Raw genomic sequence first — 23,458 nt, forward strand, 5'->3', positions numbered from 1 at the left:
CCAAATCAAACATGCGCGACCTCCATCCCATGGGCACCGCCCATCATCAACCCGATCTCGTCCACCGTCAGACCTTGCGCCGGGCGCGGCTCTGACAAGCGGCCCTCGTTCAGCGCGGCAAACCGGTCTGATATCTCCATCAACTCGTCCAGATCCTGACTGATGACGATGACAGCGGCACCGTTTTCGGCCAAATCCAGCAGTGCCTGCCGGATCGATGCGGCGGCTGACGCGTCAACGCCCCAGGTTGGCTGGTTCACGATCAACACCTCGGGGCGCTGCAAAACCTCGCGACCGATGACGAATTTTTGCAGGTTGCCGCCAGATAATGAACGCGCCGCGTTACCGGGGCCGGGGGTGCGGACGTCGAATTCCTTGATGATCCGCTCGGCAAAGCGCGTGGCAGCAGGCCAGTTCAGCATGCCGCGGCGCTCTAGTTTTTCGCGGACGGCACCAGTGAGCATCGCGTTTTCGGTCAGCGTCATATCAGGCGCGGCAGCGTGGCCCAATCGTTCCTCTGGGGCGGCAAGAATACCAAGGCCGCGCCGCGCGATAGGGCCAAGCTGGCCAATGTCGTCGCCCTTGAAAAAGACCATACCCGAATGAGACAAGTTTTCGCCGGACAGCGCGGCCAGCAATTCGTCTTGGCCGTTGCCCGCAACACCGCCGATGCCCAAAACTTCGCCAGCGCGCACCTGAACCGATATGTCGCGTAGTGGCATGCCAAAGGCTGACGGCGACTTTGCATTCAGGGCCTGCAAGTCCAACAACACATCCCCCGGCGTTTTACCCGTGCGCAGCGGCGTTTTCAGGATGCTGCCCACCATCATCTCGGCCATGTCGCGGGCGGATGTTTCTGACGGCGTGCAATGGCCAACAACCTTGCCCAGCCGTAAAATGGTGGCACTGTCGCACAGGCTGCGGATCTCTTCGAGCTTGTGGGAGATATACAAAATTGCTGTCCCCTCGGCGCTAAGCTTGCGCAGGGTTTTGAACAGGATTTCGACCTCTTGCGGGGTCAGAACCGACGTGGGTTCATCCATGATCAACAGCTTGGGGTCCTGCAAAAGGCAGCGAATAATCTCGACCCGCTGACGTTCCCCTGCTGAAAGATCGCCGACAACGCGGTCGGGTGATAATGGCAGTCCGTAGGCTTCGGACACGTCGCGGATCTGTTTGCTCAATGCACCCAACTTGGGCGCATCCTCCATCCCGAGGGCGATGTTTTCCGCAACACTTAACGCATCGAATAGCGAAAAATGTTGAAATACCATGCCAACGCCAGCGGCCCGAGCCGCGCGTGGTTCGTTGGGGTGGAACGCCGCGCCATGCATCTGCATCGTGCCGCTGTCCGGCTTGACCAGACCATAGATCATCTTGACCAGCGTCGATTTACCAGCACCGTTTTCCCCCAGCAGCGCATGAACCTCACCGGGGGCGATTGTCAGCGACACATCATCGTTGGCAACCACACCGGGATAGGCCTTGGTCAGGCCGGAAAGCGCAAGAAGGGGGGGAGTGTTCATAGAAATTCCTTGGTTTTCGCTTGGTCAAGAAGCCTGCTCAGGCACCCGTTTGCAATAGCGTCAGGGGTTTTGCCAAGTGATTTATCACCTATGGGGCAGATGATGGGCGCGGGATCACGCCCCGCCGCGCGCAATCTTTTGCGAAAACGTGACCATTTGGTGTCTGAACCGATCAGGCCGATGCTGGCGGCGGTCCGGTCCAGCAAAGCCGCGCACAGCGCCAGATCGATGTCATGGGAATAGGTGAAGATCAGGTGGTGCGCAGAGGTCGGCGCATGCTTTACAACACGCGGCATATCGGCGGCTGGCAGGACGGTGATGTCAGGGGAAATATCGGGCGGAAACCGGTCATAATCTGTATCGACCCACGTGATGTTCAACGCGCCTTTCGGGCTGTTGCGCACAACTGCACGCCCCACATGGCCCGCGCCCCAGAGCCATAGATCAAGCGGCGCATGGTCCGTAATGCGTATTTTGGGTGGCACCACGATGGGATCGGTTTGCCGCAGACTATCGGTGAAGTTCAACGTGACAGCCCCGCCGCAGCATTGCCCAAGGTTCGGGCCCAACGGCACCGTGAGCGTTTGCGCCTTTCGGCCCTGCCCAAGCATTTCGCGGGCCGTCAAAATGGCCTGATGTTCCAGCGCACCGCCGCCGATGGTGCCTGCGATGTCGTTCGCCGTCACCTTCATCGCGGTGCCCGCATCGCGCGGGGTCGAACCGCGCGTCGCGGTGATTTCTATATATATTGCGTCGCTCATGCGCGGGCCTTGAGGGTGGCGGTCAGCACAGCCTCGGCGGTCGCAGGTGTTTGCAAATCCGCGTAAGTCGCCCCACAGGCGCGGATCGCATCCGAGAGCGCCATAAACGCCGATATGCCCAGCATCAGGGGCGGCTCGCCCACGGCTTTGGACCGGTACACCGTCTGCGCCGGGTTCGGCTGATCCCAAAGTGCGACGTTAAAGATATCGGGCCGGTCCGAAATGGCGGGTATTTTATAGGTCGACGGTGCGTGTGTTTTTAGGGTGCCCTGATCATCCCACACCAGTTCTTCGGTGGTCAGCCAGCCAGCGCCTTGCACGTATCCGCCTTCGATCTGACCAATATCCAGCGCGGGGTTCAGAGACGCGCCTGCGTCATGCAAAATATCTGCCCTCAGGATACGGTTTTCACCCGTCAGCGTGTCAATCACGACCTCGGTCACGGCGGCCCCATAGGCAAAGTAAAAGAACGGGCTACCACGCCCCGTGATGCGATCCCATTCGATGTCTGGTGTTTTGTAAAAACCGGTTGAGGAAAGCGAGACGCGCGCGAGATACGCCGACATGACGGCCTCGACAAAGGTGACCTGCCCATCGCCGATTGTGACCATGCCGTCCGCAAATGTCACGGCTTCTGGCGCGACATTGTGGGTTTGCGCCAGATGCGCCGTGATCCGGTCGCGGATTGTATCGCAGGCCGCTTGTACCGCCATCCCGTTCAGATCAGTGCCGGAGGACGCAGCAGTGGCAGAGGTGTTGGGCACCTTGCCAGTATCCGTCGCCGTAATCTTGACCGCGCTGACATCGACGCCAAAGCGGCTGGCCGCGACTTGGGCGATTTTCTGAAACAACCCTTGGCCCATTTCGGTGCCGCCGTGGTTCAGATGGATCGATCCATCGTTATAGACATGCACCAATGCCCCTGCCTGATTGAGATGGGTCAGGGTGAAGGAGATGCCGAATTTGACCGGCGTGAGCGCAATGCCACGTTTCAACACGGGTTGGCTGGCGTTCCACGCATCAATCGCCGCACGACGCGCGACGTAATCTGATGAGGCGACCAGCCGGTCGGTCAGCGCATTGATGATCCCGTCTTTCACCGGTTGGTGATAAGGGGTGGTTTGCAGCTGAGCGCTTGGCGCATCGGCGTAATAATTCGCGCGGCGCACGGCCAGCGGGTCGGCATCCAGATGATGGGCGATGTGATCCATCACACGTTCGATCCCGACGATCCCTTGCGGGCCGCCAAACCCGCGAAAGGCCGTCGCGCTTTGCGTATTGGTGCGTAGACGGTGCGAGGTGATGCGGATGTTATCAAGATGATAGGCATTATCCGCGTGCAGCATCGCGCGGTCCGCGACCGGCAGGGAGAGGTCCATGCCCCAGCCACAGCGGGTGAAGTGGGTGAAATCCAGCGCGGTGATCTTGCCCTTGGCATCAAACCCAACGGTATAATCGATCCGGAAATCATGGCGTTTGCCCGTGATGATCATATCGTCGTCGCGGTCATAGCGCATCTTGCAGGGCCGCCCGGTCTTGGATGCCGCAACGGCGCAGGCGATGGCCAGCGCATTGCCCTGACTTTCCTTGCCGCCAAAGCCGCCGCCCATGCGCCGTGTCTCTACGCGCACCGCATGCATATGCACGCCAAGGGCTTCGGCGACTTTGTGTTGGATTTCGGTCGGGTGTTGCGTTGAGGAATGGACGACCATGTCGCCATTGTCCTGCGGCAGGGCAAGGGCGGCTTGCCCTTCGAGGTAGAAATGTTCTTGTCCGCCGATGTTGATAGACCCCGAAAGGGTTTTGGGGGCCTGTTTCAAGGCAACTGCCGCATCACCTTTTTGATAGATACGCGGGCCGTCTTCGAACCGGCTGTCGGCAGCTAGAGCTTGTTCGATTGTCAAAATGGGATCGGTTTCCTCAATCTCGATCCGGCCCAGGCGCGCAGCATGGCGGGCTGCCAGATGGCTGGCGGCTACCACCATGAACAAGGGCTGACCCGCGTAATGCACGGCGTCTGTTGCCAGCAAAGGTTCGTCATGGTTCGACGGGGACACATCATTGGCAAAGGCTAGATCATCCGCCGTATAGACCGCGACCACACCCCGCGCGGCGCGCACGGCGCTTAGATCCATGGAAACCAAACGGCCCGCGGCGGGTTTGCTTAGACCAAAGGCAATGTGGAGCGTGTTCGCGGGCGTTGGAATGTCATCCACATAACGCGCAGCGCCCGTCACATGGAGTTTCGCCGCATCGTGGGGGAGGGGCTTGGCGACGCTCATGCGGACACCGCCTGCACGTCTGTATCGACGCCTTGGATGTCAAAGAAATAGCGCAGCACCATATTCTGGGCGGTTTGTAAGCGATAGCTGGCAGAGGCGCGCATGTCCGAGAGCGGTTGGAAATCTTCTGCGATGTTGTGCATTGCTGCTCGGAATGTTGCCTCGGTAAACGGTTGGTTGATCAGCGCCGCCTCGGTCCGGGCCGCGCGTTTCGGGGTGCCTGCCATGCCGCCAAAGGCAATACGCGCATCGGCGATGGTGTCACCCTCGCGGGTTAGGCTGATGCAGCCACACACGGCCGAAATGTCTTGGTCAAAACGTTTGCTGAGTTTGTAGCAGCGCAGCGTGTCGGGTTGCTTGGGGATCGTGATTGCCTCGACAAATTCGCCGGGTGCGCGGTCTTGCTTGCCGTAGTCGATAAAGAAATCTTCGAGAGGGAGGCTGCGGCGGCTTTCATCGTGGCGCAGGTGCAAGGTGGCCCCCATAGCGATCAAGGCGGGCGGGCCATCCCCAATGGGGGACCCGTTTGCAATGTTGCCACCGATGGTCGCGGCATTGCGCACTTGGGTTGACCCGTAGCGGCGCAGCATGGTGGCAAGGCTGGGATGATGGGGGGCGAAGTGGGATTCAATTTCCGTGATCGTGGTCATCGCGCCAATACGCCAGTGATCACCTGCGTCGGTGATGCCGTGCAGATCGGTGAGCTGGTTCAGAAAAGCTGTGGCCCCAAGGTCGCGGAATTGTTTGGTGGCCCAAAGGCCGACATCTGTGGCCCCCGCAATCAGTGTCGCATCGGGGTGCGCGGCGTACCAGCGGGCCAGTTCATCGGTTGTGGTGGGTTGGATATGTTGAGGGGGCTGTCTGCCCCCATCCGGCTGCGCCGGACCCCCCGAGGATTTTTGTCCATTTGGAATTTTAAGGGCTTTAAGGTGCTGGGGCACGGCTTGGTTTTCGGCAGCTTCTGCGGCGCGAATAATCGGGGCGTAGCCGGTGCAGCGGCACAGGTTCCCGGCGAGTTGTGTGTCGTGGTCAGTTGCCCCGTTGAGGTGGGCGGTGGCCATGGTGACGGCAAAGCCGGGGGTGCAAAATCCGCATTGGCTGCCGTGATGGTCGATCATCGTTTGTTGCACGGGGTGCAGTGTGCCGTCTGGGGCGCTGAGGCCTTCGACGGTGGTGACGGATTTACCGTTGATCTGCGGCAGGAACAGGATGCAGCCGTTCAGGGCGCGGTGACCAGACTGATCGCTGATCATCACGCTGCAGGCACCGCAATCGCCTTCGTTGCAGCCTTCTTTGGTGCCGGTCAGGTGTTTGGTTTCGCGCAGCCAGTCAAGCAAGGTTGTCGTCGGAGAAATGCCGGTCAGCGACACGACTTCCCCGTTGAGGAGAAAAGTGATGTCCATAGGTTCGTTCCGCCGCGGTACCGGAGCCCTAAACATGCGCGAGGTTCGATGCGACGTAGAACGCGGCGCGGGCAAATGCTGATCGAAGCTATGCGCTGGGGCAGGGCATTGGCAAGGGTTTTCCGGTATCCCGCCGGGGTTTTAGTGAGGGGCGGTCGAAATTATGGGCATGACGTGACAGCGGGTATGGCGGCTTTGGGTTTGGTCGCTTAAGCTTGGGGGATGGCAAACACACCCCGATTCATTCACCTGCGCACCCATTCCGAATATTCGCTTCTGGAAGGGGCGTTGCGGCTGAAAAAGCTGCCCGATTTATGTAAATCGGCTGATATGCCTGCAATGGCGTTGACCGACACCAACAACATGTTTGCGGCGCTGGAATTTTCCGTCGCCATGTCGGGCGCTGGTGTTCAGCCAATAATCGGGTGCCAGGTTGATCTGGCCTATGTTGCGGCGCAGCCGGGCGAGAAACCCCGCGATCCCGCCCCTGTTGTGCTGCTGGCGCAGTCAGAGGCCGGGTATGAAAACCTGATGAAGCTGAACTCCTGCCTTTATATCGACAAAGGCGGCGCGCTGCCCGAGGTGACATTAGACGAGCTTGAGCAATATAGCGCGGGGATCATATGCCTGACCGGGGGCGCTGGCGGCCCTGTCGGGCAGTTGCTGCAAGCGGCACAGCGGCCTGCAGCCGAGGCGTTGATGAAACGTTTGCATGGGGCGTTCGGTGATCGTCTGTATGTCGAGTTGCAGCGGCATCCGGACGAGAACGGCCAACCCGAAGCAGAGCGGTTGACCGAACGCGGTTTTGTCGAGATGGCCTATGCGATGGGCATACCCTTGGTGGCCACCAATGACGTCTATTTCCCGAAAACAACGATGTATGAGGCGCATGATGCGCTGATCTGTATTGCCGACGGGGCCTATGTTGATCAGCAGCAAGACCGCCGCCGGCTGACGGCACAGCATTATTTCAAATCACAATCCGAGATGGTGACGCTGTTTGCCGATTTGCCTGAGGCGATTGAAAATACGGTAGAGATCGCCAAGCGCTGCGCCTTTATGGCCTATCGTCGCGATCCGATCTTGCCCAAATTTGCCGATAACGAGATTGAAGAGCTGAAGCGTCAGGCCCATGACGGCTTGAAGGAACGGCTGAAAGTTATTCCACATGCGACCAGCGTAGAGGAATACGAAAAGCGGCTGGATTTCGAGCTGGGTATTATCGAGGGCATGGGCTTTCCCGGCTATTTCTTGATCGTTGCGGATTTTATTAAATGGGCCAAGGATCAGAATATTCCCGTGGGTCCGGGGCGGGGGTCGGGCGCGGGGTCACTGGTGGCCTATGCGCTGACCATCACCGACCTTGATCCGCTGCGCTATCAACTGCTGTTTGAACGGTTCCTAAACCCCGAACGTGTATCGATGCCCGACTTTGACATCGACTTTTGCATGGATCGCCGCGAGGAGGTGATCCAGTACGTGCAGCGTAAATATGGGCGCGACAAAGTGGGGCAGATCATCACCTTTGGTGCGCTGCTGTCCAAGGCGGCGGTACGAGACATTGGGCGCGTTTTGCAGATGCCTTATGGTCAGGTGGATCGCCTGTCCAAGATGATCCCGGTTGAGGGCGTAAAGCCGGTGAGCATCGAGAAAGCTTTGGCAGACGAGCCACGCTTGCGCGAAGAGGCCCGCAATGAGGAGGTCGTTGCGCGGCTGCTGGACTACGGCCAGCAGGTCGAAGGGTTGCTGCGTAACGCATCAACCCACGCGGCGGGTGTTGTGATTGGCGACAGGCCGTTGGATCAGCTTGTGCCGCTATATCAGGATCCGCGATCCGATATGCCTGCGACCCAGTTCAACATGAAATGGGTGGAACAGGCCGGTCTGGTCAAGTTCGACTTTTTGGGCCTGAAAACCCTGACCGTCATTCAGAACGCGGTGGATCAGATCAAGGCATCGGGCCGCCATTTGCATATTGCCGCGGACGGGACCGAATTGTTCGAACCGCCAGAGGGATTGATCGACGATATTGCCACCGTCCCACTGGATGATGAGGCGTCATATAAGCTCTATGCCAGCGCCAAGACTGTGGCCGTGTTTCAGGTTGAATCCAGCGGCATGATGGATGCCCTGAAACGGATGAAACCGACATGTATCGAGGATATCGTGGCCCTGGTGGCGCTGTATCGCCCCGGCCCGATGGAAAACATCCCGACCTATTGCGAGGTCAAAAACGGGATCAAAGAGCGCGAATCCGTGCATCCGTCGATTGACCATATCCTGGAAGAAACCCAAGGTATTATCGTTTACCAAGAACAGGTTATGCAGATCGCGCAGGTTATGGCAGGCTATAGCCTTGGTGGTGCTGACCTGTTGCGCCGCGCGATGGGTAAAAAGATCGCCGAGGAAATGGCCAAGGAACGCCCCAAATTCGAAAAGGGTGCGATGGCCAATGGCGTGGACAAGAAAAAAGCGTCCGAAGTCTTCGACCTTTTGGAAAAATTCGCCAACTATGGTTTCAACAAATCCCACGCGGCTGCCTATGCCGTGGTCAGCTATCAAACCGCATGGCTAAAGGCGAACCACCCGGTCGAATTTATGGCCGGTGTGATGAACTGCGATATTCACCTGACCGACAAGCTGGCAGTGTATTTCGAGGAAGTGCGCAAACGGTTGGAACTGCCATGGGTGCCACCCTGCGTGAACCGCTCTGATGCGACATTCAAGGTGGTCGATGGCGCGCTGGTCTATGCGCTTGGGGCGTTGAAAAACGTCGGCGTCGAGGCGATGAAACTAATCACCGAAGGCCGCAAGGTCGACGGCGTGGACAAGCCTTTTGCGACGTTGTTTGATCTGGCGCGGCGCGTCGATTTGAAACGTGTGGGCAAGCGGCCGTTGGAAATGCTGGCCCGCTCGGGCGCGTTTGACCAGTTGGACAGCAACCGCCGCCGGGTCTGGAATGCGCTGGATGGGTTGGTGAATTATTCCGCCGCCATCCACGAACAAAAGGCCAGCAATCAGGTGTCGCTGTTTGGCGAAGCGGGCGATGATTTGCCCGAACCACGCATCCTGCCCTGCGATGATTGGGAGGCAGCCGAGCGCCTGACCGAGGAATTCAAGGCCGTCGGGTTCTATCTATCCGGTCATCCGCTGGACGATTATATGGGCCCGATGAAACGCAAGGCAGGTAGCGGCGGCGTACCGTTTCTGACCTTGGATGAACTGACCGAGAAGGTGTCGGTCAAAGGGGCGATGAACGCACGGCTCGCCGGGATCGTTGCAGGCAGACAGGAACGTAAATCCGCCCGTGGCAACCGCTTTGCCTTTGCGCAGCTGTCTGATCCGACGGGTGCTTATGAGGTTACACTGTTCTCGGACACGCTTGAATTGGCGCGGGATCACCTTGAGACCGGATCAAAGGTTGTCGTGATGGTCGAGGCGACCATGGAAAGCGACCAGTTGAAATTGCTGGGCAGGTCGGTCGCGCCGATCGACTCGGTCGTGGCGGATGCGGGCAACATGGGTCTGCGCATTTTCGTCGATGAGGCCGTCGCCATTCAGGCCGTGGCCGAGGTTTTGGCTGGCGCGCGGACGGCAGCAAAATCGGCTGGAAAAGGCCCGATCCAGCTGTGCCTGATGGATCCAAGCCTGCCGGGCGAAGTCGAAGTTGACCTGTGCGCAGAATATCCGGTCACGCCCAAGATAAAGGGCGCGATCCGGTCCCTAAGCGGGGTTTTGGAGGTCGAGGAAATCTAGCCAGCGGGTTGGCGGCTAGATCAGTAATGGGGCGGGCGTTCGTTGCCGATCACGACACCTTCGCTGCCTGCTGCCTCGCGTTCACCTTCGCGTTGCATCAACATATGTACGCGACGGGTCAGCGTGGCGATTTCGGTTTCCTGACGGGCAACCACATCTGACAAATCATCAACTGTTCGGATAAGATGGGCCATTTGTTCTTCTAGCTTGTCCATATTCTGATCCTTCTTGTTTGATTAATCCGCAGATAGGTGAGGTCAGCCCATTTGACAACCGGCAGGGGGCTGTCTGCCCCCTGACCCCCGAGGATATTTTCAAGCCAGAGAAGGCCCAAGGTCAGCGGAGGGGAAAGGCGTGTGGTTTGCTTGCTCTTGTCGGGGGGGTGGGGTAGACGCGAAGCGCAAAGTTCAGCCCGCAGGATGTGATCCCATGGCCAAGCCAAAGAAGACCCCCCGCCCCAAGGCAGAAACGCCAAAAGGCTTTCGTGACTATTTCGGCGCTGAGGTAACGCAGCGCGCCGAGATGCTGCGCAAGATTGCTGGGGTCTATCATCGCTACGGGTTTGACGCGCTTGAGAGTTCGGGTGTTGAGACGGTTGAGGCCTTGGGTAAGTTTTTGCCCGATGTGGACCGCCCCAACGAAGGGGTTTTTGCGTGGCAAGAAGATGCGGACGCGGACAAGCCGGGTGACTGGTTGGCGTTGCGCTATGACCTGACCGCGCCGCTTGCCCGAGTTTACGCGCAGCACCGCAACGATTTGCCGACGCCCTATCGTCGCTATGCGATGGGTCCTGTCTGGCGTAATGAGAAGCCCGGTCCGGGGCGGTTCCGTCAGTTTTACCAATGTGATGCGGATACGGTTGGCGCGCCTTCGGTGGCTGCAGATGCCGAGATTTGCGCGATGCTGGCGGATTGTTTGGAAGAGGTCGGGATCGAGCGCGGCGACTACATCGTGCGCGTCAACAACCGCAAGGTGTTGAACGGCGTGATGGAAGTGGCGGGCGTGCTTGACCCGTCAGACCCGGACAAGTTTGCAGCCGAGCGTGGCATTGTTTTGCGCGCGATTGATAAGCTGGATCGGCTTGGGGTTGAAGGCGTGCGGGCTTTGTTGGGCGAAGGGCGCAAAGACGATAGTGGTGACTTTACCGATGGTGCTGGTCTGACAGATACGCAGGCCGATGTGATAATGCGTTTCGTCGATGCCAATGACGAAGTCGATCGGCGAATTCTCTTGGGCCGCCAGAGTGAAAGCGGCGACGAGGCGACTGGCAGCTTTGAGTTACCTTCTGCAGTTAACCTTTCTCCGGAATTAGAAGAGACAATACACATCGCTTCTGCACACGCGAGAAACAAGTTGGTAGTCGACTACTTGGCGGGGATTGTTGAAGATTCTCACACAGGAAAGGAAGGCGTCGCGGAACTGGTGACAATTTACGAACTGGTTGAAAGCCAAGGGTATCTTGCTGACCGTATTCGTATCGACCCATCCGTGGTACGTGGCCTTGGGTATTACACCGGCCCCGTGTTCGAGGCCGAGCTGACATTCGAGATCAAGGATGACAAAGGCCGCGTGCGGAACTTTGGCTCTGTTGCGGGCGGTGGGCGTTATGACGATCTGGTCAAGCGCTTTACCGGCCAAGAAGTCCCCGCGACCGGCGTATCGATCGGCGTAGATCGCCTGTTGGCCGCGCTGCACGCCAAGGGGCGTTTGACCAGTGATACCGTCGGCCCAGTTGTCGTCACTGTGATGGATAAGGCGCGTATGGCCGACTATCAGGCGATGGTGGCTGAACTGCGTCAGGCGGGCATTCGGGCCGAGGTGTATCTGGGCAATCCCAAGAACTTTGGCAACCAGTTGAAATACGCAGATCGCAGGGGCAGCCCTGTCGCAGTGATTGCGGGCGGGGATGAATTTGATAGCGGGATGATCCAGATCAAGGATTTGATCCTTGGGGCTAAGATTGCCGAAAACGCGACGCTTGAGGAATGGAAAGACCGGCCCAGCCAATATGAAGTGCCGCGATCCGATCTGGTTGCGAAGGTGCGTGAAATACTGGAGCTGGAGCGCTGATGCCAACCCGTTCAGAGACGCTTGCCAAGGCGGCGCAATTGCGTGCGATGTTCGAGGCACAGGGCGCGATGGTGGTGGAACCGCCGATCTTGCAACCTGCTGAAACATTGCTGGATTTGTATGGCGAGGATATCCGGGCGCGTGCCTATGTGACATCGGACGCGCTGCGCGGTGAACAGATGCTGCGGCCTGATTACACGGTACCGGTCGTCCAGATGCATATGGCCCATGGCGCGGACCCGGCGCGCTATACCTATGCGGGCGAGGTTTTCCGCCGCCAGGAACATGACCCCGCGCGGGCCAATGAATTTATCCAAGTCGGTTACGAAGTGTTTGATCGGGCGGATCCGGCGGTGGCGGATGCCGAAGTGTTTGCGCTGATATCAGAAGCATTACATGGGTTACCCGTGAAACCAGTTACCGGCGATATCGGCATCTTGATGGCTGCGGTCAAGGGTTTGGACACGACGGAGCGCCGTAAGGCCGCGTTGATGCGTCACATCTGGCGGCCCAGACGGTTTCGTAGCTTGCTGGACCGTTTCTCGGGCAAGACGCCGGTGCCGGCCTCTCGGGCTGCGTTGCTGGCCGGGACGGTACAAAACGATGCACCGATGATCGGTTTGCGCAGCGCGCAAGAGATCGAGGCGCGGATTGATGCGCTGCGCGAGGATGCCAAGGCACCTGCTTTGTCGGCAGAACAAGTGGCGCTGATTGCGGCGCTGTTGGACGTGCGCGAAGTAATGCCCCATGCGCTGAGCCGTTTGCATGACATAGCGGTTGATTTGCCCGCGATTGCAGGTGCTGTGGATTTGGCTGTGGCGCGTGCAGATGCGTTGGCTGCCCGTGGTATCGATACGGATCAACTGGCGTTCGAAGCAAGCTATGGTCGTGCGTCGATGGAATATTATGACGGGTTCGTCTTTGGCTTCCGCGTTGAAGCCCGGCCCGATTTACCCGCCATCGCTAGCGGTGGCCGCTATGATGCGCTGACAAAACGGCTGGGGCAGGGCGATGAAATCCCAGCTGTCGGTGGGGTGATGCGCCCGGGGCTGATGCTGGAACTGGAGGCGCTGCAATGACGATCAAACTTGGTGTGCCCTCCAAAGGCCGGTTGATGGAGAAAACATTCGAATGGTTCGCGGCGCGCGGCATCACCTTGCAGCGCACGGGGTCCGATCGTGAATACGCAGCTGCGGTTGGCGGCATCGATGGCGTGTCGCTTATGCTGTTGTCAGCCGGGGAAATCCCCCGCGAACTGGCAGCAGGGCGCATTCACCTTGGGGTGACGGGTACGGACCTGATCGAAGAAAAGCTGGCGCTCTGGGATCAACTGGTGATGCCGGTTGAGGAACTTGCCTTTGGCCACGCTGATTTGATTATCGCTGTGCCTGCTGCATGGCGGGATGTGGATACGTTGGATGATCTGGATGCGGCGGCGGCAGCGTTTCGCGCGCAACACGGATTCCGTCTGCGTATTGCAACCAAATACCACCGCCTGGTGCGCGAGTTTCTGCGCGGTGCCGGGGTGGCGGATTATGCGCTGGTCGACAGCCAGGGCGCGACAGAAGGCACTGTGAAAAACGAAACCGCAGAAGCGATCGCCGACATCACATCAAGCGGCGAAACCTTGCGGGCGAACCATCTGAAAATTCTGTCGGATGGTCTGATCCTGAAATCGCAAGCGACGCTGTGGCGCAGCCGCACGGCCGATCTGGATGATGAAGAACGCCGGACCCTTGCGGCATTGCTGAAAAAGCTGGCGTAATCCAAAGGCCGCGCTAACGCGCGATTACATTTTTAATTTTGCCTCCGGCGGGAGTTTTGGGGGCAAAATGAAATGCTAGGGCTGCAGCTATTTCATTTTGCAAAATAAACTCAAATTCCAACCTTGCCGCATATGGTGTCTTTGAAGTTTAGAGCACACCGATTTCCGCCAAGGCGCGGTTTAGCTCGGTGGGAAGTGCTTCTTCTTCCTCGCGGCCTTTTGGTAGATCAGCGGGCGCGTCGTCCGGGCTGAGGTAGCGCCAGCCTTGGAAGGGGCGTTTCACGCTGCTTTGCACGCGAATAATCGTTGGATCCATAACGATTGCACATCTGCGAATGCCGTCTTGGCCGATATATTCGTCCAACCGGATGATCTTTTGCCGACATTGGATGACGCCCTTGATCACCCAGAAAACCGATCCGCCATTGGTTAATTCCGTCTCGCGTTTGGGCCACATGCGGGTAACGTGGCGGGGCAGGCCGTCCGGGGCTTGCGCGCGCTTTGTCTTTTGCCAAGCGGCCAGATCATCGGTATTTTCCGTACCTACCGATAATTTTAAGATATTTACGTATTTATCCAAAGAATCTCTCCGCCTTGCGCACATAATGTAGCTTGTCTGTCATCACCTTCAAGCTGTTGTGCTTTGGGGGCGATTTGAGGTATGACGGAAACCATCCCGAAATGCACCAAGGAACCGAGTATGTCACGATTCGCCACCCCCATCGCCGAACAAATCTGGGATATGAAATACCGGTTCAAAGACGCCGATGGCACGCCAAAAGATGTGACTGTCGAAGACACATGGCGGCGGATTGCGCGTGATCTGGCGCAGGTCGAAAAGCAGCCAGAGGTTTGGGAAGATACGTTTTTTGAAGCCTTGGAGGATTTCAAATTCCTTCCGGCAGGGCGCATCACCGCAGGTGCGGGTACTGCACGCCGTGTGACGCTGTTTAACTGTTTTGTCATGGGCACTGTACCCGACAGCATGGGCGGCATTTTCGACATGTTGAAAGAGGCCGCGTTGACCATGCAGCAGGGCGGCGGAATCGGCTATGATTTCTCGAGCATCCGGCCTGCGGGGGCGGATGTTTTGGGCGTGTCTGCTGATGCGTCCGGACCGTTGTCCTTTATGGATGTGTGGGACGCAATGTGCCGCACCATCATGTCAGCCGGTTCGCGCCGCGGTGCGATGATGGCAACCATGCGCTGTGACCACCCTGATGTTGAGAAATTTATCGCGGCCAAGTCCGACCCGGCGCGGTTGCGTATGTTCAACATGTCGGTTCTGATCACCGACCCGTTCATGGATGCGGTCAAGGCGGACGCACCTTGGGACCTGGTGTTCGATGGCAAGGTGTATCGGACCGTGCAGGCGCGTGATCTGTGGAACCGAATCATGAAAGCGACCTACGAGTTCGCAGAACCAGGCGTGATTTTCATCGACCGGATCAATAGTGCCAACAACCTGAGCTATTGCGAAACCATTGCGGCTACCAACCCCTGTGGCGAGCAGCCTTTGCCGCCTTATGGGGCGTGTCTGCTGGGGTCGATCAACATGGCGCGCATGGTTGCGGACCCGTTTAGTGACGCGGCACATCTGGATGTCGATGCCTTGGACAAGCTGGTCGCGACGGCTGTGCGCATGATGGACAACGTGGTGGACGTGTCGAAATTCCCGCTGGACGCCCAAGAGGCCGAGGCCAAAGCCAAGCGGCGCATCGGGCTTGGCGTCACCGGGCTGGCAGACGCGTTGTTGATGGTCGGGTTGCGCTATGGCTCGGACGAGGCAGCAGCCCAAACCGAAGCATGGCTGAAGGTGATCGCGCGCGCCGCATATCTGGCGTCGGTCGATCTGGCAAAGGAAAAAGGTGCGTTCCCACTGTTTGACGCGGATGCTTATCTGGCCTCTGGCACCATGCAGCAGATGGATGAGGATGTACGCAGTGCCATTAATGAAAACGGCATTCGCAACGCATTGCTGACCTCCATCGCGCCCACGGGTACGATCAGCCTTTATGCAGGCAACGTGAGCTCGGGGATCGAGCCGGTGTTCGCCTATGCCTACACGCGCAAAGTGCTGCAAAAAGATGGAAGCCGCACCGAAGAAGAAGTTGTCGATTATGCCGTTCAGATGTGGCGTGATTTGAAGGGCGATGCCGAATTGCCGGATTACTTTGTGAACGCGCAGACGCTTGCGCCGCTGGACCATGTCAAAATGCAGGCCGCCGCGCAAAAATGGGTCGACAGCAGTATTTCCAAGACAATCAACTGCCCCGAAGACATCAGCTTTGACGCGTTCAAAGACGTGTACATGGCGGCGTGGGATCAAGGGTGCAAAGGCTGCACGACCTACCGCCCCAATGATGTGACAGGGTCGGTTCTTTCGGTTTCGGAAAGCACCGACAGCGCGCCCGGCGAAACCGCAGCCCAAGCCACGCCCCAGAACGGTGGCGAGGTTGTGTATATGTCCGAACCGCTGGACCGCCCGGAGGAATTGGAAGGCGCGACCTATAAAATCAAATGGCCCGATAGCGAGCATGCGCTTTACATCACGGTTAATGATGTGGTGATCGGTGGCCATCGTCGCCCGTTCGAGGTCTTTATAAACTCCAAAAATATGGAGCATTTTGCATGGACCGTTGCGTTGACGCGCATGATCTCAGCCGTGTTCCGTCGCGGCGGCGATGTGTCCTTTGTCGTAGAAGAGCTGAAAGCGGTGTTCGACCCGCGCGGCGGCGCATGGATGGGCGGCAAATACATCCCGTCAATGTTGGCCGCGATTGGTGGCGTGATCGAACAACACCTGATCGCCACCGGCTTTATTGCAGGCGAAGGGCAGGGGCTGAAATCTGACCCAAGCGCCCAAGTTGTGGGCCTAGCCCCACCTAGGGGCAAAGCATGCAGCAGCTGTGGTCAGTACGATTTGCGCATGGTCGAAGGCTGTATGACATGTGGCAGTTGCGGCCATAGCAAGTGCGGCTAGTGCTGTAGGGGGTGGCTATGCAGGGAAGGGCCTAGTTTTTCCGAAACTACCGCTCCGACCTGCACGCCCTATAAACCGTGAGTGTGATTAAGACAGTTTTGGCCGAATGGGATACGTCGGCCAAAATTTTAACTTTCCGAACCACAGTATCAAAATAATTTAAACTTTCCGCAGCGTTTCTGGGTGTTCGCGTTCGCCCCATGCTTGAGCGATCCGTGGCATGCTGACTTCGATCCAATCGGCCAGAACGCCGACTTTTTCAGCCGCCTCTTGGCCCAAAGGGGTCAGGCTATATTCGACGTGCGGCGGTACGACATCGTAAGAGACCCGGTTCAAAAAACCGTCGTTTTCGAGGTTCTGTAGTGTCTGTGCCAGCATCCGTTCGCTCACGCCGCCGACCTTGCGGCGTAGCGCGCTAAACCGCAGGGTTTCGATGCGAAGCGCCATCAACACAAGTACACCCCACTTACTGGTCACATGTTTCAGCACCTCACGAGAGGGGCAGGCCTGCGCCATTAGATCGCCGCGGCGCAGGTAATCAGACAAGGGAATTCCGGGCGCTTTGGTTGGGGTATATGACATTTTTCTAAGCTTACCTTTTTGTGCGTACTAACTATTCGTTAGTATGTCGCATAAGTCTGATGCCGTAACAACAGAATTAAAGGAAACGCATAATGACCATCGCAATCACCGGCGCAACGGGCCAGCTTGGCCGCCTCGTTATTCAGCACCTTATTCCAGCAGTTGGCGCAGGCAAGATCGTCGCGCTGGCGCGGTCGCCGGAAAAAGCTGCCGATCTGGGCGTCGCTGTCCGGGTCGCCGATTATGATCAGCCTGAAACCCTCCGCGCGGCCCTGACCGACATCGACACGGTTCTGCTGATTTCGGGCAGCGAGATTGGCAAGCGGACGCCGCAACACGCCGCTGTCATTAAGGCTGCGCAGGACAATGGCGTTAAGCATATCGTCTATACCAGCATTCTGAATGCCGACACATCGACGCTTGGCTTGGCGCATGAACATCGCGAGACCGAGGCGCTGATCAAAGACTCCGGGATCGCCTATACGATTTTGCGCAATGGTTGGTATACCGAGAACTACACCGCATCCTTGCCTGGCGCGTTGCAAGCCGGGGCGGTGATGGGCTCTGCCGGTGAGGGGCGGATTTCAGCGGCGACACGTGCCGATTATGCGGCCGCGGCAGCGGCGGTTCTGGCCGGGTCCGGTTTTGAGAACAAGACCTTGGAACTGGCCGGGGACACGGCGTTTACCCTAACCGATTTGGCCGCTGAACTTAGCCGCCAGACGGGGAAAACCATCCCTTATTCCAACATGCCACCAGCCGAGTTTGCCAAGGTTCTGGCCTCGTTTGGTTTGCCTGAGGGATTAGCGACAATGCTTGCCGAGGGTGAAGTCGAGATCAGTAAGGGTGTTCTTTTCCACGAGGGAACGGAGCTGTCCGATCTGATCGGGCGGCCAACGACACCATTGGCAGACAGCGTTGCCGCCGCGCTGAAGTAAGCGAAAGGGCACAGGTTTTCGGGGCATAGGTCCCGAAAATGAATTCGCATCAACATGTGCAGCGCCTTAATCAAGGCGCTGCACATTGGTTTCTAGGTCAAGCTGTGGCGCAGTTTTGGCAGGCGCGACAGGATCAACGCGTCAAAGGCCAGCACAGTGATCAGCGCGAGACCCGCCATTGGAAAGGCCATCGAGACGAACAAACCCACCAGCACGGCACCCTGCCACAAGGGCAGCTCTTTCGGCATTGGCGGTGCAGACAGGCGGCCCGCATTCGCAGGTCGGCGTTTCCACCACAGCACGACGGAACTGGCGCATAGGAACAAGACCGCGAGGCAAACGAGGGTGTTTGCAAGCACGCTCCACAAGCCCATGGTGCCCATGTGGAGGGCGATGCCCACGGCCATTGCCTTGCCGGCAAGCGAGTAGTCCGCGTATCGCACATCTGCCAGAATTTTACCGGTGTATTGGTCGATGTGAACGGTACGGTCCGACATCGGGTCGGTGCTGTCGGTGTTCATTGAATCGCGGCTTAGCGTCCAGACACCTGTTGCCGATTGTGGCACGTTCAACTGATACCGCGCGTCAAACCCAATCTCGCGGGCCAATAGATCGACGGTATCGATTGTGATCGGTCCGTCAACGACGCCCTCAATACCGGCATCACTTCCAGACGCGGGCATTGGGGTTTGCTCAAGCGCCCAAGGGACCTCGCGGCGGTCATGGTTCATGCTGGCGTGGATGTCATCTGACAGTGGAACCGCGTCCCATTTCGCTGCGGGAAACTGGCTCCAGGCTTGAACCATCTTGCCACCCCATATCCCGGCCCAAGACAAGCCAGAGATCAGGAAGAAGACCAGAAAGATAGAAAGCCAGATGCCAACGACACCGTGCAAGGATTTCCACATGGCACGTCCACGGCCAAAGCTGGGGATGAACGCCTTGCGCCATCCGGCCTCGCGGGGCCACCACATATAAAGCCCGGTCGCGATCAGGACTAAGGCAAGCGAGGCGGCGGTTTCAAGCAGCCGATCACCGGTGACGCCAAGCATCAGATCGCTGTGAATGTTGTCAACGAAATCATACCATCCGCTGCGGCGCGGGAATGTTTCGATCACTTGGGCTGAATAGGGATCAACAGCAACCATGATCGCGTCGCCATCGTGATCTACGCGAAACAGCGCTGCAACATCGGCTGTGCGGGGGGCCACATATTGCTTTAATACGCCGTCCGGAATAGCCGCGAGCGCGGCGTTGGCCTGATCGGAAACGGGCAATATGATTTCTTGCGGGATGACGGGGGTGCGTTCGCCATCGCGCCCGTCAATCCACGCGATCCAAAGCATGGATGCGCCCGTGATTGCGAGAATTGCAAGAAAGGGCAGCACGAAAAGGCCAGCATAAAAATGCCAGCGCCATGCTGCGAAATAGAGTTTATTGGTGCGGCCCTCTGGCTGCACAGGGATATCGGTTGATGTCATGTATTGGCTCCAAGCCTGGAAAACCCGCGTCTTTGGCGGGTGGAAATTGAACTCTGGGTTGATGAGATCAGGCTTGGGGTGGGGCGCGGGTCAGGCGTGTCGGGTCAAGAGGGTGCCGGTGGTGCAAACGCTTGGCGACAAAAGTGAGCACGCGCGTTTTTTCGGTGACGACCAATGCCGCAGCAACACAGGAGCGCGGTTCTAACGCGGCCCCCAGCAGTCGGCACACCTCGCATTTTTTCGCTTGGGTGCCGTTCTTACCGCTCGCGGAACTGCACAGATCCTCAAGCGATCCGCCCGCCGCGACATAGGCAGCTAGATCTGGGGACATCGCACGGGCCATCCCCGTATGCGCCAAGCCGGAAAACACCATCGCGAAAACAAGCGCGAAGGTGGTTAGCAGGTTGCGAAATGGCGGCGTCATTTTGAACATCGCCCCCGCTATAATCAGCGCAGATAAAATAGGCGAGGGTTTAGATCGCCGCAGGGGGCGGACGTCGACATTTTTCAAGAGGTCGCTGTGATATCTGGCTTGGTCAGTATTCGCGCAGATAAGCCCAAGATACATAGCCCACCATTCCGCGCGCCTCGTTTAGCGCGACTTTGCACCAGCGGGTGCTGCCGGTTTGCTGGCAGCTTTTGACCCGCAGGACGGTGCCGTTGGGAAGACCGAGAACGGTGCGATATCCTGTGCCGGGTCCCTTGCGCATTTTCAGCATATCACCGTCTTCGACGCCGAAAACCTCGTAGCGTCCAAGGTTTTGCGCGGTAGCAGGGGCACCCATGAGCACGGCCCCGATGGCAATTGCCGCGAGCGCCTTTAAGCTGGATATTTGCATCGCGTCCTCCTGATCGTGTTTTGGGTATTCTTCACAGTCCTACAGCGCCGGAAATGAAGCGGCCATAGCCCGGTTGGAAATTTCTGCATCAGATGGATCAGCTAGGTTACCGAAGCGGCATAATCGGAAAAAAAGTTGAATTGGGCGGCAGTTGGTCGCCGACGCAATATTTCTGCCGCATTCCACCTATAGCCCCAAACGTGATATAGATCGTACAAGACGCCGCCATCGGTCGGCGTCATGTTAAAGGATGCGAAATGAAAATACTTGCTGTTGACGACGATGAGGTCATCCGCGGACTTCTATCCGAGATTTTGAAGGTTATCGGATTTCAGGATGTCACATTCGCCGCGTCAGGAAAGGAAGCCCTGAATATTTTGCAGGCCGCAAAAGACCCTTTCGAGTGTTTCCTGCTGGATATTGAGATGCCCGGTATGACCGGGATCACTTTGGTTTCGCACATCCGGAAAATGCCGGAATACGCGCGCACACCGATACTGATGGTCACGTCACTGGCTGAACGCGTATATGTCGATAATGCGTTCGCCGCAGGTGCCACCGATTATGTGAACAAGCCAATTGACGCGGCCGAGATGCATGCACGCTTGCAGCTGGTTTCCGAACTGGTGGCCGAACGGAAGAAAGCCAAGGGCGCTAGCGCGGATGGCACTGATGTTGCGCATGCGCCGGCAGATACAAGCGCGCGTTTGCACATCAATAATGTTGACGGGGTCATCGATTATCTGTCGCTTGAGAATTATTTGCTTCAACTGTCGCGGTTGTCGCTTTTCGGAAATTGTGCGTTCGGCGTTGCGATTAAGGATTCAAAACACCTGTTTCACGGGTTGAACAGTTATGAATTCCACTCGGCCATCACCGATGTGGCCGAGGCCTTGTCCGAATGTTTGAAACCCCACCGTTTTTTCCTAGCGCATATCGGGGGTGGTGATTTTGCCGGTATCACGGACGCGGGCCGCCGGTTCGATGCCAGTGAATTTGAAATCGCGGTTGTGCAAAAGCTGCGAGAGATGGACCTTTATTATTCCAACGGCCGCCCCATGGTTGTCCATATTGCTGTAAGCGACCCGATCCAATTGGATTGGCGGTCGTCGCGCAGTTCGGTCAACGCCCTGCTTGAGGCAGTCGGCGATGCAGAGCAAAAAACGCTTTCGCCATCAGATGCTCTGATCGAGATTAATCCGCCCGTTAAGCCCGGGCACTAGCAACAATTATAGGTGCCCAATGAATGGCGATTTTCTTGCTGGCATGGAAAAAGTGCGCGGAAGGTTTTTGACCGAATTATCGGGGCGGAAACAATCTCTGGACGACGCGTTTTCCAGATTTCTTACCGAAGACACAGATGATAGCGCGATTGATGACATCTCGTGGATTGCACACAAGGTGTCAGGCTCCGCTGCGACCCTTGGCTTTAAGGAGCTGGGCGGGCAGGCGGCGCGCACCGAGCGGATGATCCTTCAATCGACAAAAGATCACACGATTCACGATAGCACTTTAAAGGCCGAGGTGGCCGAGCTTATCAGATTGATGGATGACCCTAGATGACAGCACGCGGCCGGTTGCCATCTTCTCTTAAAAGCAAAGAATACTTAGCCGGCTGATTTCAAGGTCACCTTGAAGGTCGTGCCCATACCCAGTTCGCTATCGTATTCGATGGTACCACCATGGCCCTCGACGATGCGTTTTGAAATCGACAGCCCCAACCCAGTCCCTTGGAATTTGCGTTGGTCGCTTGAATCGATTTGCCCGAACTCTTCAAAGATTTGCGTTTCACTGCCTTCGGGGATGCCGATGCCTTGGTCTGCCACCGACAGAACAAGGTTTTCATCTTCGCTGGTCAGTGCCACGCGCACGATCCCGCCAGTTTCGGAAAACTTTGCCGCATTGGAAAGCAGGTTGGTTACAACCTGCCCCAGACGTTTTTTGTCACCCAGAACAAAGAATTTTTCCGCCGGAATATCAACGTCTACCTCAACGTTCAGTGTTTTGGCGTAGGGTTGAAAGTTATGGATGTTGGCCGTCACGAGGCTGCCCAGATCAACCATTTCCAAGTTTAGCGTGAACTTGCCCGCGTCCGACGATTGCAGCAAGAGCAAGTCACCAACGAGGTCAATAAGGCGGCTGCTATTGCTGCGGGCAATGCCCAACAGACGGGTCATCTTGGGTGGAACCTCCCCCGCAGATCCAACGTCAATAAGATCAAGCGCCCCTTTGATCGAGGTTAACGGCGTGCGCAACTCATGGCTCACCGTTGCCAGAAACCGTGTTTTTGCTTCGCTTGCAGCCAAGGCGTTCTTGTGTTCGATCTGAAGGGCTAGACGGCTTTTGAGCAGGACCGAGTAGCCTAAGATAAAGGTGCGGGCGAGCTCAAGAACAAACCCCAGCACAAACAACACGGTAAAGAGGTTCAGCCAGATCTCGGATTTGAGCGGTGGTCGGACGATCCAAACGTCGCGAATGGCGATATACAGGATCGCAATCACATAAATCGCAAGCCGCGAGGCCAGAACCGGAATGAACTGGTGGTTGTTCATCGTCGCAAAGATTGATGCAGAGATGAGCAGAAATAGGGGGAGAAAATGCCCGCTGTCGGTGCCCTGCTGAATTGCGATGGATACGCAGAACAGCGAAATGGTTACAGCGCTTAGGATTGTACCGGCGTAAATATGGTAGAACATCCTTCGCGGCTTCATCGTCCGCGCCTCGCTGGCGGCTAGGACGCGGCGCATCAAAAGGGTGTCGTATGTTTCACACACAGCAATCGCGATCAGGAAAAACAACGCCACCTTCGGGTCGTAATAAAAGCCCGCAAGCGCAAGCGCCGACAGATAGATGATGGCTCTTTGCCAAAACAGCTTTTGCCCGACAATCGCGTAATCACGCAGTCTTTTTATTATCGATCGGTGTTCTGTCTTATTCATGCCCGGCACGGAAATAAGATCTTTAGAGTTTACCATACTTTGGGCGTCCTGTGGCCCTAGCGGGCATTGGTGAAAAAAAATCGCACGACCATACTACTTTGGGTGGAAATTTTGTTGCGAATATGGCAAAAGC

The 23,458-nt window shown here is 57.4% G+C and carries 19 protein-coding genes; 8 read left to right on the top strand and 11 right to left on the bottom strand.

Features of this window, described 5'->3' with window-relative positions; all coding sequences use genetic code 11:
• Positions 1 to 5: 5 nt before the first annotated feature.
• Genes AADJ11_RS05225 through xdhA form a run of 4 tightly spaced genes read right to left on the bottom strand, consistent with a single transcriptional unit; the run spans position 6 to position 5,972 of the window.
• The gene (locus AADJ11_RS05225; protein ID WP_341233473.1) at positions 6 to 1,526 is read right to left on the bottom strand and encodes an ABC transporter ATP-binding protein; all 1,521 of its coding nucleotides are present in this window, start codon (positions 1,524 to 1,526) and stop codon (positions 6 to 8) included.
• Positions 1,523 to 2,287, bottom strand: coding sequence for a xanthine dehydrogenase accessory protein XdhC (xdhC, locus tag AADJ11_RS05230; RefSeq protein WP_341233474.1), 765 nt, complete (start codon positions 2,285 to 2,287; stop codon positions 1,523 to 1,525). Before xdhC ends, AADJ11_RS05225 begins: the two co-directional genes overlap by 4 nt.
• The gene (gene xdhB / locus AADJ11_RS05235; RefSeq protein ID WP_341233475.1) at positions 2,284 to 4,569 is read right to left on the bottom strand and encodes a xanthine dehydrogenase molybdopterin binding subunit; all 2,286 of its coding nucleotides are present in this window, start codon (positions 4,567 to 4,569) and stop codon (positions 2,284 to 2,286) included. The genes xdhC and xdhB overlap by 4 nt, the downstream gene beginning before the upstream one ends.
• Positions 4,566 to 5,972: a xanthine dehydrogenase small subunit gene (gene xdhA, locus AADJ11_RS05240; RefSeq protein WP_341233476.1), complete on the bottom strand. Its 1,407-nt coding sequence runs from the start codon at positions 5,970 to 5,972 to the stop codon at positions 4,566 to 4,568. Before xdhA ends, xdhB begins: the two co-directional genes overlap by 4 nt.
• Before the next feature lie 222 nt (positions 5,973 to 6,194).
• Here xdhA and dnaE point away from each other — a divergent pair, with 222 nt between their 5' ends.
• Positions 6,195 to 9,728, top strand: coding sequence for a DNA polymerase III subunit alpha (gene dnaE, locus AADJ11_RS05245; RefSeq protein ID WP_341233477.1), 3,534 nt, complete (start codon positions 6,195 to 6,197; stop codon positions 9,726 to 9,728).
• A 20-nt stretch (positions 9,729 to 9,748) separates the two neighbouring features.
• Here the strand turns inward: dnaE and AADJ11_RS05250 are convergent, their stop codons facing one another.
• Complete coding sequence (locus AADJ11_RS05250; RefSeq protein ID WP_005852080.1) at positions 9,749 to 9,943, bottom strand: SlyX family protein; 195 nt, start codon at positions 9,941 to 9,943, stop codon at positions 9,749 to 9,751.
• Between the two features lie 214 nt (positions 9,944 to 10,157).
• On the opposite strand from AADJ11_RS05250, the gene hisS reads away from it, so the two are divergent.
• The 3 genes from hisS to hisG are packed head-to-tail and all read left to right on the top strand — an operon-like array spanning position 10,158 to position 13,563.
• Positions 10,158 to 11,798, top strand: coding sequence for a histidine--tRNA ligase (gene hisS, locus AADJ11_RS05255; RefSeq protein ID WP_341233478.1), 1,641 nt, complete (start codon positions 10,158 to 10,160; stop codon positions 11,796 to 11,798).
• Positions 11,798 to 12,877 carry an ATP phosphoribosyltransferase regulatory subunit gene (locus tag AADJ11_RS05260; RefSeq protein ID WP_341233479.1) on the top strand — a complete coding sequence of 360 codons (1,080 nt, stop codon included), beginning with the start codon at positions 11,798 to 11,800 and terminating at the stop codon, positions 12,875 to 12,877. The genes hisS and AADJ11_RS05260 overlap by 1 nt, the downstream gene beginning before the upstream one ends.
• Positions 12,874 to 13,563: an ATP phosphoribosyltransferase gene (gene hisG / locus AADJ11_RS05265; protein ID WP_341233480.1), complete on the top strand. Its 690-nt coding sequence runs from the start codon at positions 12,874 to 12,876 to the stop codon at positions 13,561 to 13,563. Before AADJ11_RS05260 ends, hisG begins: the two co-directional genes overlap by 4 nt.
• A gap of 148 nt (positions 13,564 to 13,711) precedes the next feature.
• Here hisG and AADJ11_RS05270 read toward each other — a convergent pair whose 3' ends face one another.
• Entirely contained in the window at positions 13,712 to 14,143 is a 432-nt protein-coding gene (locus AADJ11_RS05270) for a DUF1489 domain-containing protein (protein ID WP_341233481.1), read from the bottom strand.
• A 120-nt stretch (positions 14,144 to 14,263) separates the two neighbouring features.
• On the opposite strand from AADJ11_RS05270, the gene AADJ11_RS05275 reads away from it, so the two are divergent.
• Complete coding sequence (locus AADJ11_RS05275) at positions 14,264 to 16,546, top strand: adenosylcobalamin-dependent ribonucleoside-diphosphate reductase (RefSeq protein ID WP_341233482.1); 2,283 nt, start codon at positions 14,264 to 14,266, stop codon at positions 16,544 to 16,546.
• A gap of 159 nt (positions 16,547 to 16,705) precedes the next feature.
• Here the strand turns inward: AADJ11_RS05275 and AADJ11_RS05280 are convergent, their stop codons facing one another.
• Positions 16,706 to 17,128: a helix-turn-helix domain-containing protein gene (locus tag AADJ11_RS05280; RefSeq protein ID WP_341233483.1), complete on the bottom strand. Its 423-nt coding sequence runs from the start codon at positions 17,126 to 17,128 to the stop codon at positions 16,706 to 16,708.
• A 92-nt stretch (positions 17,129 to 17,220) separates the two neighbouring features.
• Between AADJ11_RS05280 and AADJ11_RS05285 the strand changes: the two genes are divergently transcribed.
• A complete protein-coding gene (locus AADJ11_RS05285) occupies positions 17,221 to 18,066 on the top strand; it encodes an SDR family oxidoreductase (protein WP_341233484.1) in 846 nt (281 codons plus the stop codon).
• 92 nt (positions 18,067 to 18,158) lie between these two features.
• Here AADJ11_RS05285 and AADJ11_RS05290 read toward each other — a convergent pair whose 3' ends face one another.
• From AADJ11_RS05290 to AADJ11_RS05300, 3 genes are all read right to left on the bottom strand, one after another.
• On the bottom strand, positions 18,159 to 19,547 hold the full coding sequence (locus tag AADJ11_RS05290) for a PepSY domain-containing protein (protein WP_341233485.1): 1,389 nt from the start codon (positions 19,545 to 19,547) through the stop codon (positions 18,159 to 18,161).
• A gap of 67 nt (positions 19,548 to 19,614) precedes the next feature.
• Positions 19,615 to 19,971: a hypothetical protein gene (locus AADJ11_RS05295; RefSeq protein WP_341233486.1), complete on the bottom strand. Its 357-nt coding sequence runs from the start codon at positions 19,969 to 19,971 to the stop codon at positions 19,615 to 19,617.
• 112 nt (positions 19,972 to 20,083) lie between these two features.
• A complete protein-coding gene (locus AADJ11_RS05300) occupies positions 20,084 to 20,386 on the bottom strand; it encodes an SH3 domain-containing protein (RefSeq protein ID WP_341233487.1) in 303 nt (100 codons plus the stop codon).
• A 257-nt stretch (positions 20,387 to 20,643) separates the two neighbouring features.
• Between AADJ11_RS05300 and AADJ11_RS05305 the strand changes: the two genes are divergently transcribed.
• Positions 20,644 to 21,609, top strand: coding sequence for a response regulator (locus AADJ11_RS05305; RefSeq protein ID WP_341233488.1), 966 nt, complete (start codon positions 20,644 to 20,646; stop codon positions 21,607 to 21,609).
• Positions 21,610 to 21,628: 19 nt separating this feature from the next.
• Positions 21,629 to 21,949 (top strand): Hpt domain-containing protein, encoded by a 321-nt coding sequence (locus AADJ11_RS05310; RefSeq protein WP_341233489.1) that lies wholly within the window; start codon positions 21,629 to 21,631, stop codon positions 21,947 to 21,949.
• A 44-nt stretch (positions 21,950 to 21,993) separates the two neighbouring features.
• Here the strand turns inward: AADJ11_RS05310 and AADJ11_RS05315 are convergent, their stop codons facing one another.
• On the bottom strand, positions 21,994 to 23,361 hold the full coding sequence (locus AADJ11_RS05315) for a HAMP domain-containing sensor histidine kinase (RefSeq protein ID WP_341233490.1): 1,368 nt from the start codon (positions 23,359 to 23,361) through the stop codon (positions 21,994 to 21,996).
• Between the last annotated feature and the right edge of the window lie 97 nt (positions 23,362 to 23,458).

This window comes from uncultured Sulfitobacter sp., from assembly GCF_964021855.1.
Taxonomy (GTDB): domain Bacteria; phylum Pseudomonadota; class Alphaproteobacteria; order Rhodobacterales; family Rhodobacteraceae; genus Sulfitobacter.

What these genes read in the sequence shown, in the direction of transcription:
- AADJ11_RS05260 (WP_341233479.1), top strand. Translation starts at nt 11,798, where the DNA reads ATGCCAACCCGTTCAGAGACGCTTGCCAAGGCGGCGCAATTGCGTGCG.
- AADJ11_RS05275 (WP_341233482.1), top strand. Translation starts at nt 14,264, where the DNA reads ATGTCACGATTCGCCACCCCCATCGCCGAACAAATCTGGGATATGAAA.
- AADJ11_RS05290 (WP_341233485.1), bottom strand. Translation starts at nt 19,547, where the DNA reads ATGACATCAACCGATATCCCTGTGCAGCCAGAGGGCCGCACCAATAAA.
- AADJ11_RS05280 (WP_341233483.1), bottom strand. Translation starts at nt 17,128, where the DNA reads ATGTCATATACCCCAACCAAAGCGCCCGGAATTCCCTTGTCTGATTAC.
- AADJ11_RS05295 (WP_341233486.1), bottom strand. Translation starts at nt 19,971, where the DNA reads ATGACGCCGCCATTTCGCAACCTGCTAACCACCTTCGCGCTTGTTTTC.
- AADJ11_RS05300 (WP_341233487.1), bottom strand. Translation starts at nt 20,386, where the DNA reads ATGCAAATATCCAGCTTAAAGGCGCTCGCGGCAATTGCCATCGGGGCC.
- xdhC (WP_341233474.1), bottom strand. Translation starts at nt 2,287, where the DNA reads ATGAGCGACGCAATATATATAGAAATCACCGCGACGCGCGGTTCGACC.
- hisS (WP_341233478.1), top strand. Translation starts at nt 10,158, where the DNA reads ATGGCCAAGCCAAAGAAGACCCCCCGCCCCAAGGCAGAAACGCCAAAA.
- AADJ11_RS05310 (WP_341233489.1), top strand. Translation starts at nt 21,629, where the DNA reads ATGAATGGCGATTTTCTTGCTGGCATGGAAAAAGTGCGCGGAAGGTTT.
- hisG (WP_341233480.1), top strand. Translation starts at nt 12,874, where the DNA reads ATGACGATCAAACTTGGTGTGCCCTCCAAAGGCCGGTTGATGGAGAAA.
- xdhA (WP_341233476.1), bottom strand. Translation starts at nt 5,972, where the DNA reads ATGGACATCACTTTTCTCCTCAACGGGGAAGTCGTGTCGCTGACCGGC.
- xdhB (WP_341233475.1), bottom strand. Translation starts at nt 4,569, where the DNA reads ATGAGCGTCGCCAAGCCCCTCCCCCACGATGCGGCGAAACTCCATGTG.
- AADJ11_RS05250 (WP_005852080.1), bottom strand. Translation starts at nt 9,943, where the DNA reads ATGGACAAGCTAGAAGAACAAATGGCCCATCTTATCCGAACAGTTGAT.
- AADJ11_RS05315 (WP_341233490.1), bottom strand. Translation starts at nt 23,361, where the DNA reads ATGGTAAACTCTAAAGATCTTATTTCCGTGCCGGGCATGAATAAGACA.
- dnaE (WP_341233477.1), top strand. Translation starts at nt 6,195, where the DNA reads ATGGCAAACACACCCCGATTCATTCACCTGCGCACCCATTCCGAATAT.
- AADJ11_RS05225 (WP_341233473.1), bottom strand. Translation starts at nt 1,526, where the DNA reads ATGAACACTCCCCCCCTTCTTGCGCTTTCCGGCCTGACCAAGGCCTAT.
- AADJ11_RS05305 (WP_341233488.1), top strand. Translation starts at nt 20,644, where the DNA reads ATGAAAATACTTGCTGTTGACGACGATGAGGTCATCCGCGGACTTCTA.
- AADJ11_RS05285 (WP_341233484.1), top strand. Translation starts at nt 17,221, where the DNA reads ATGACCATCGCAATCACCGGCGCAACGGGCCAGCTTGGCCGCCTCGTT.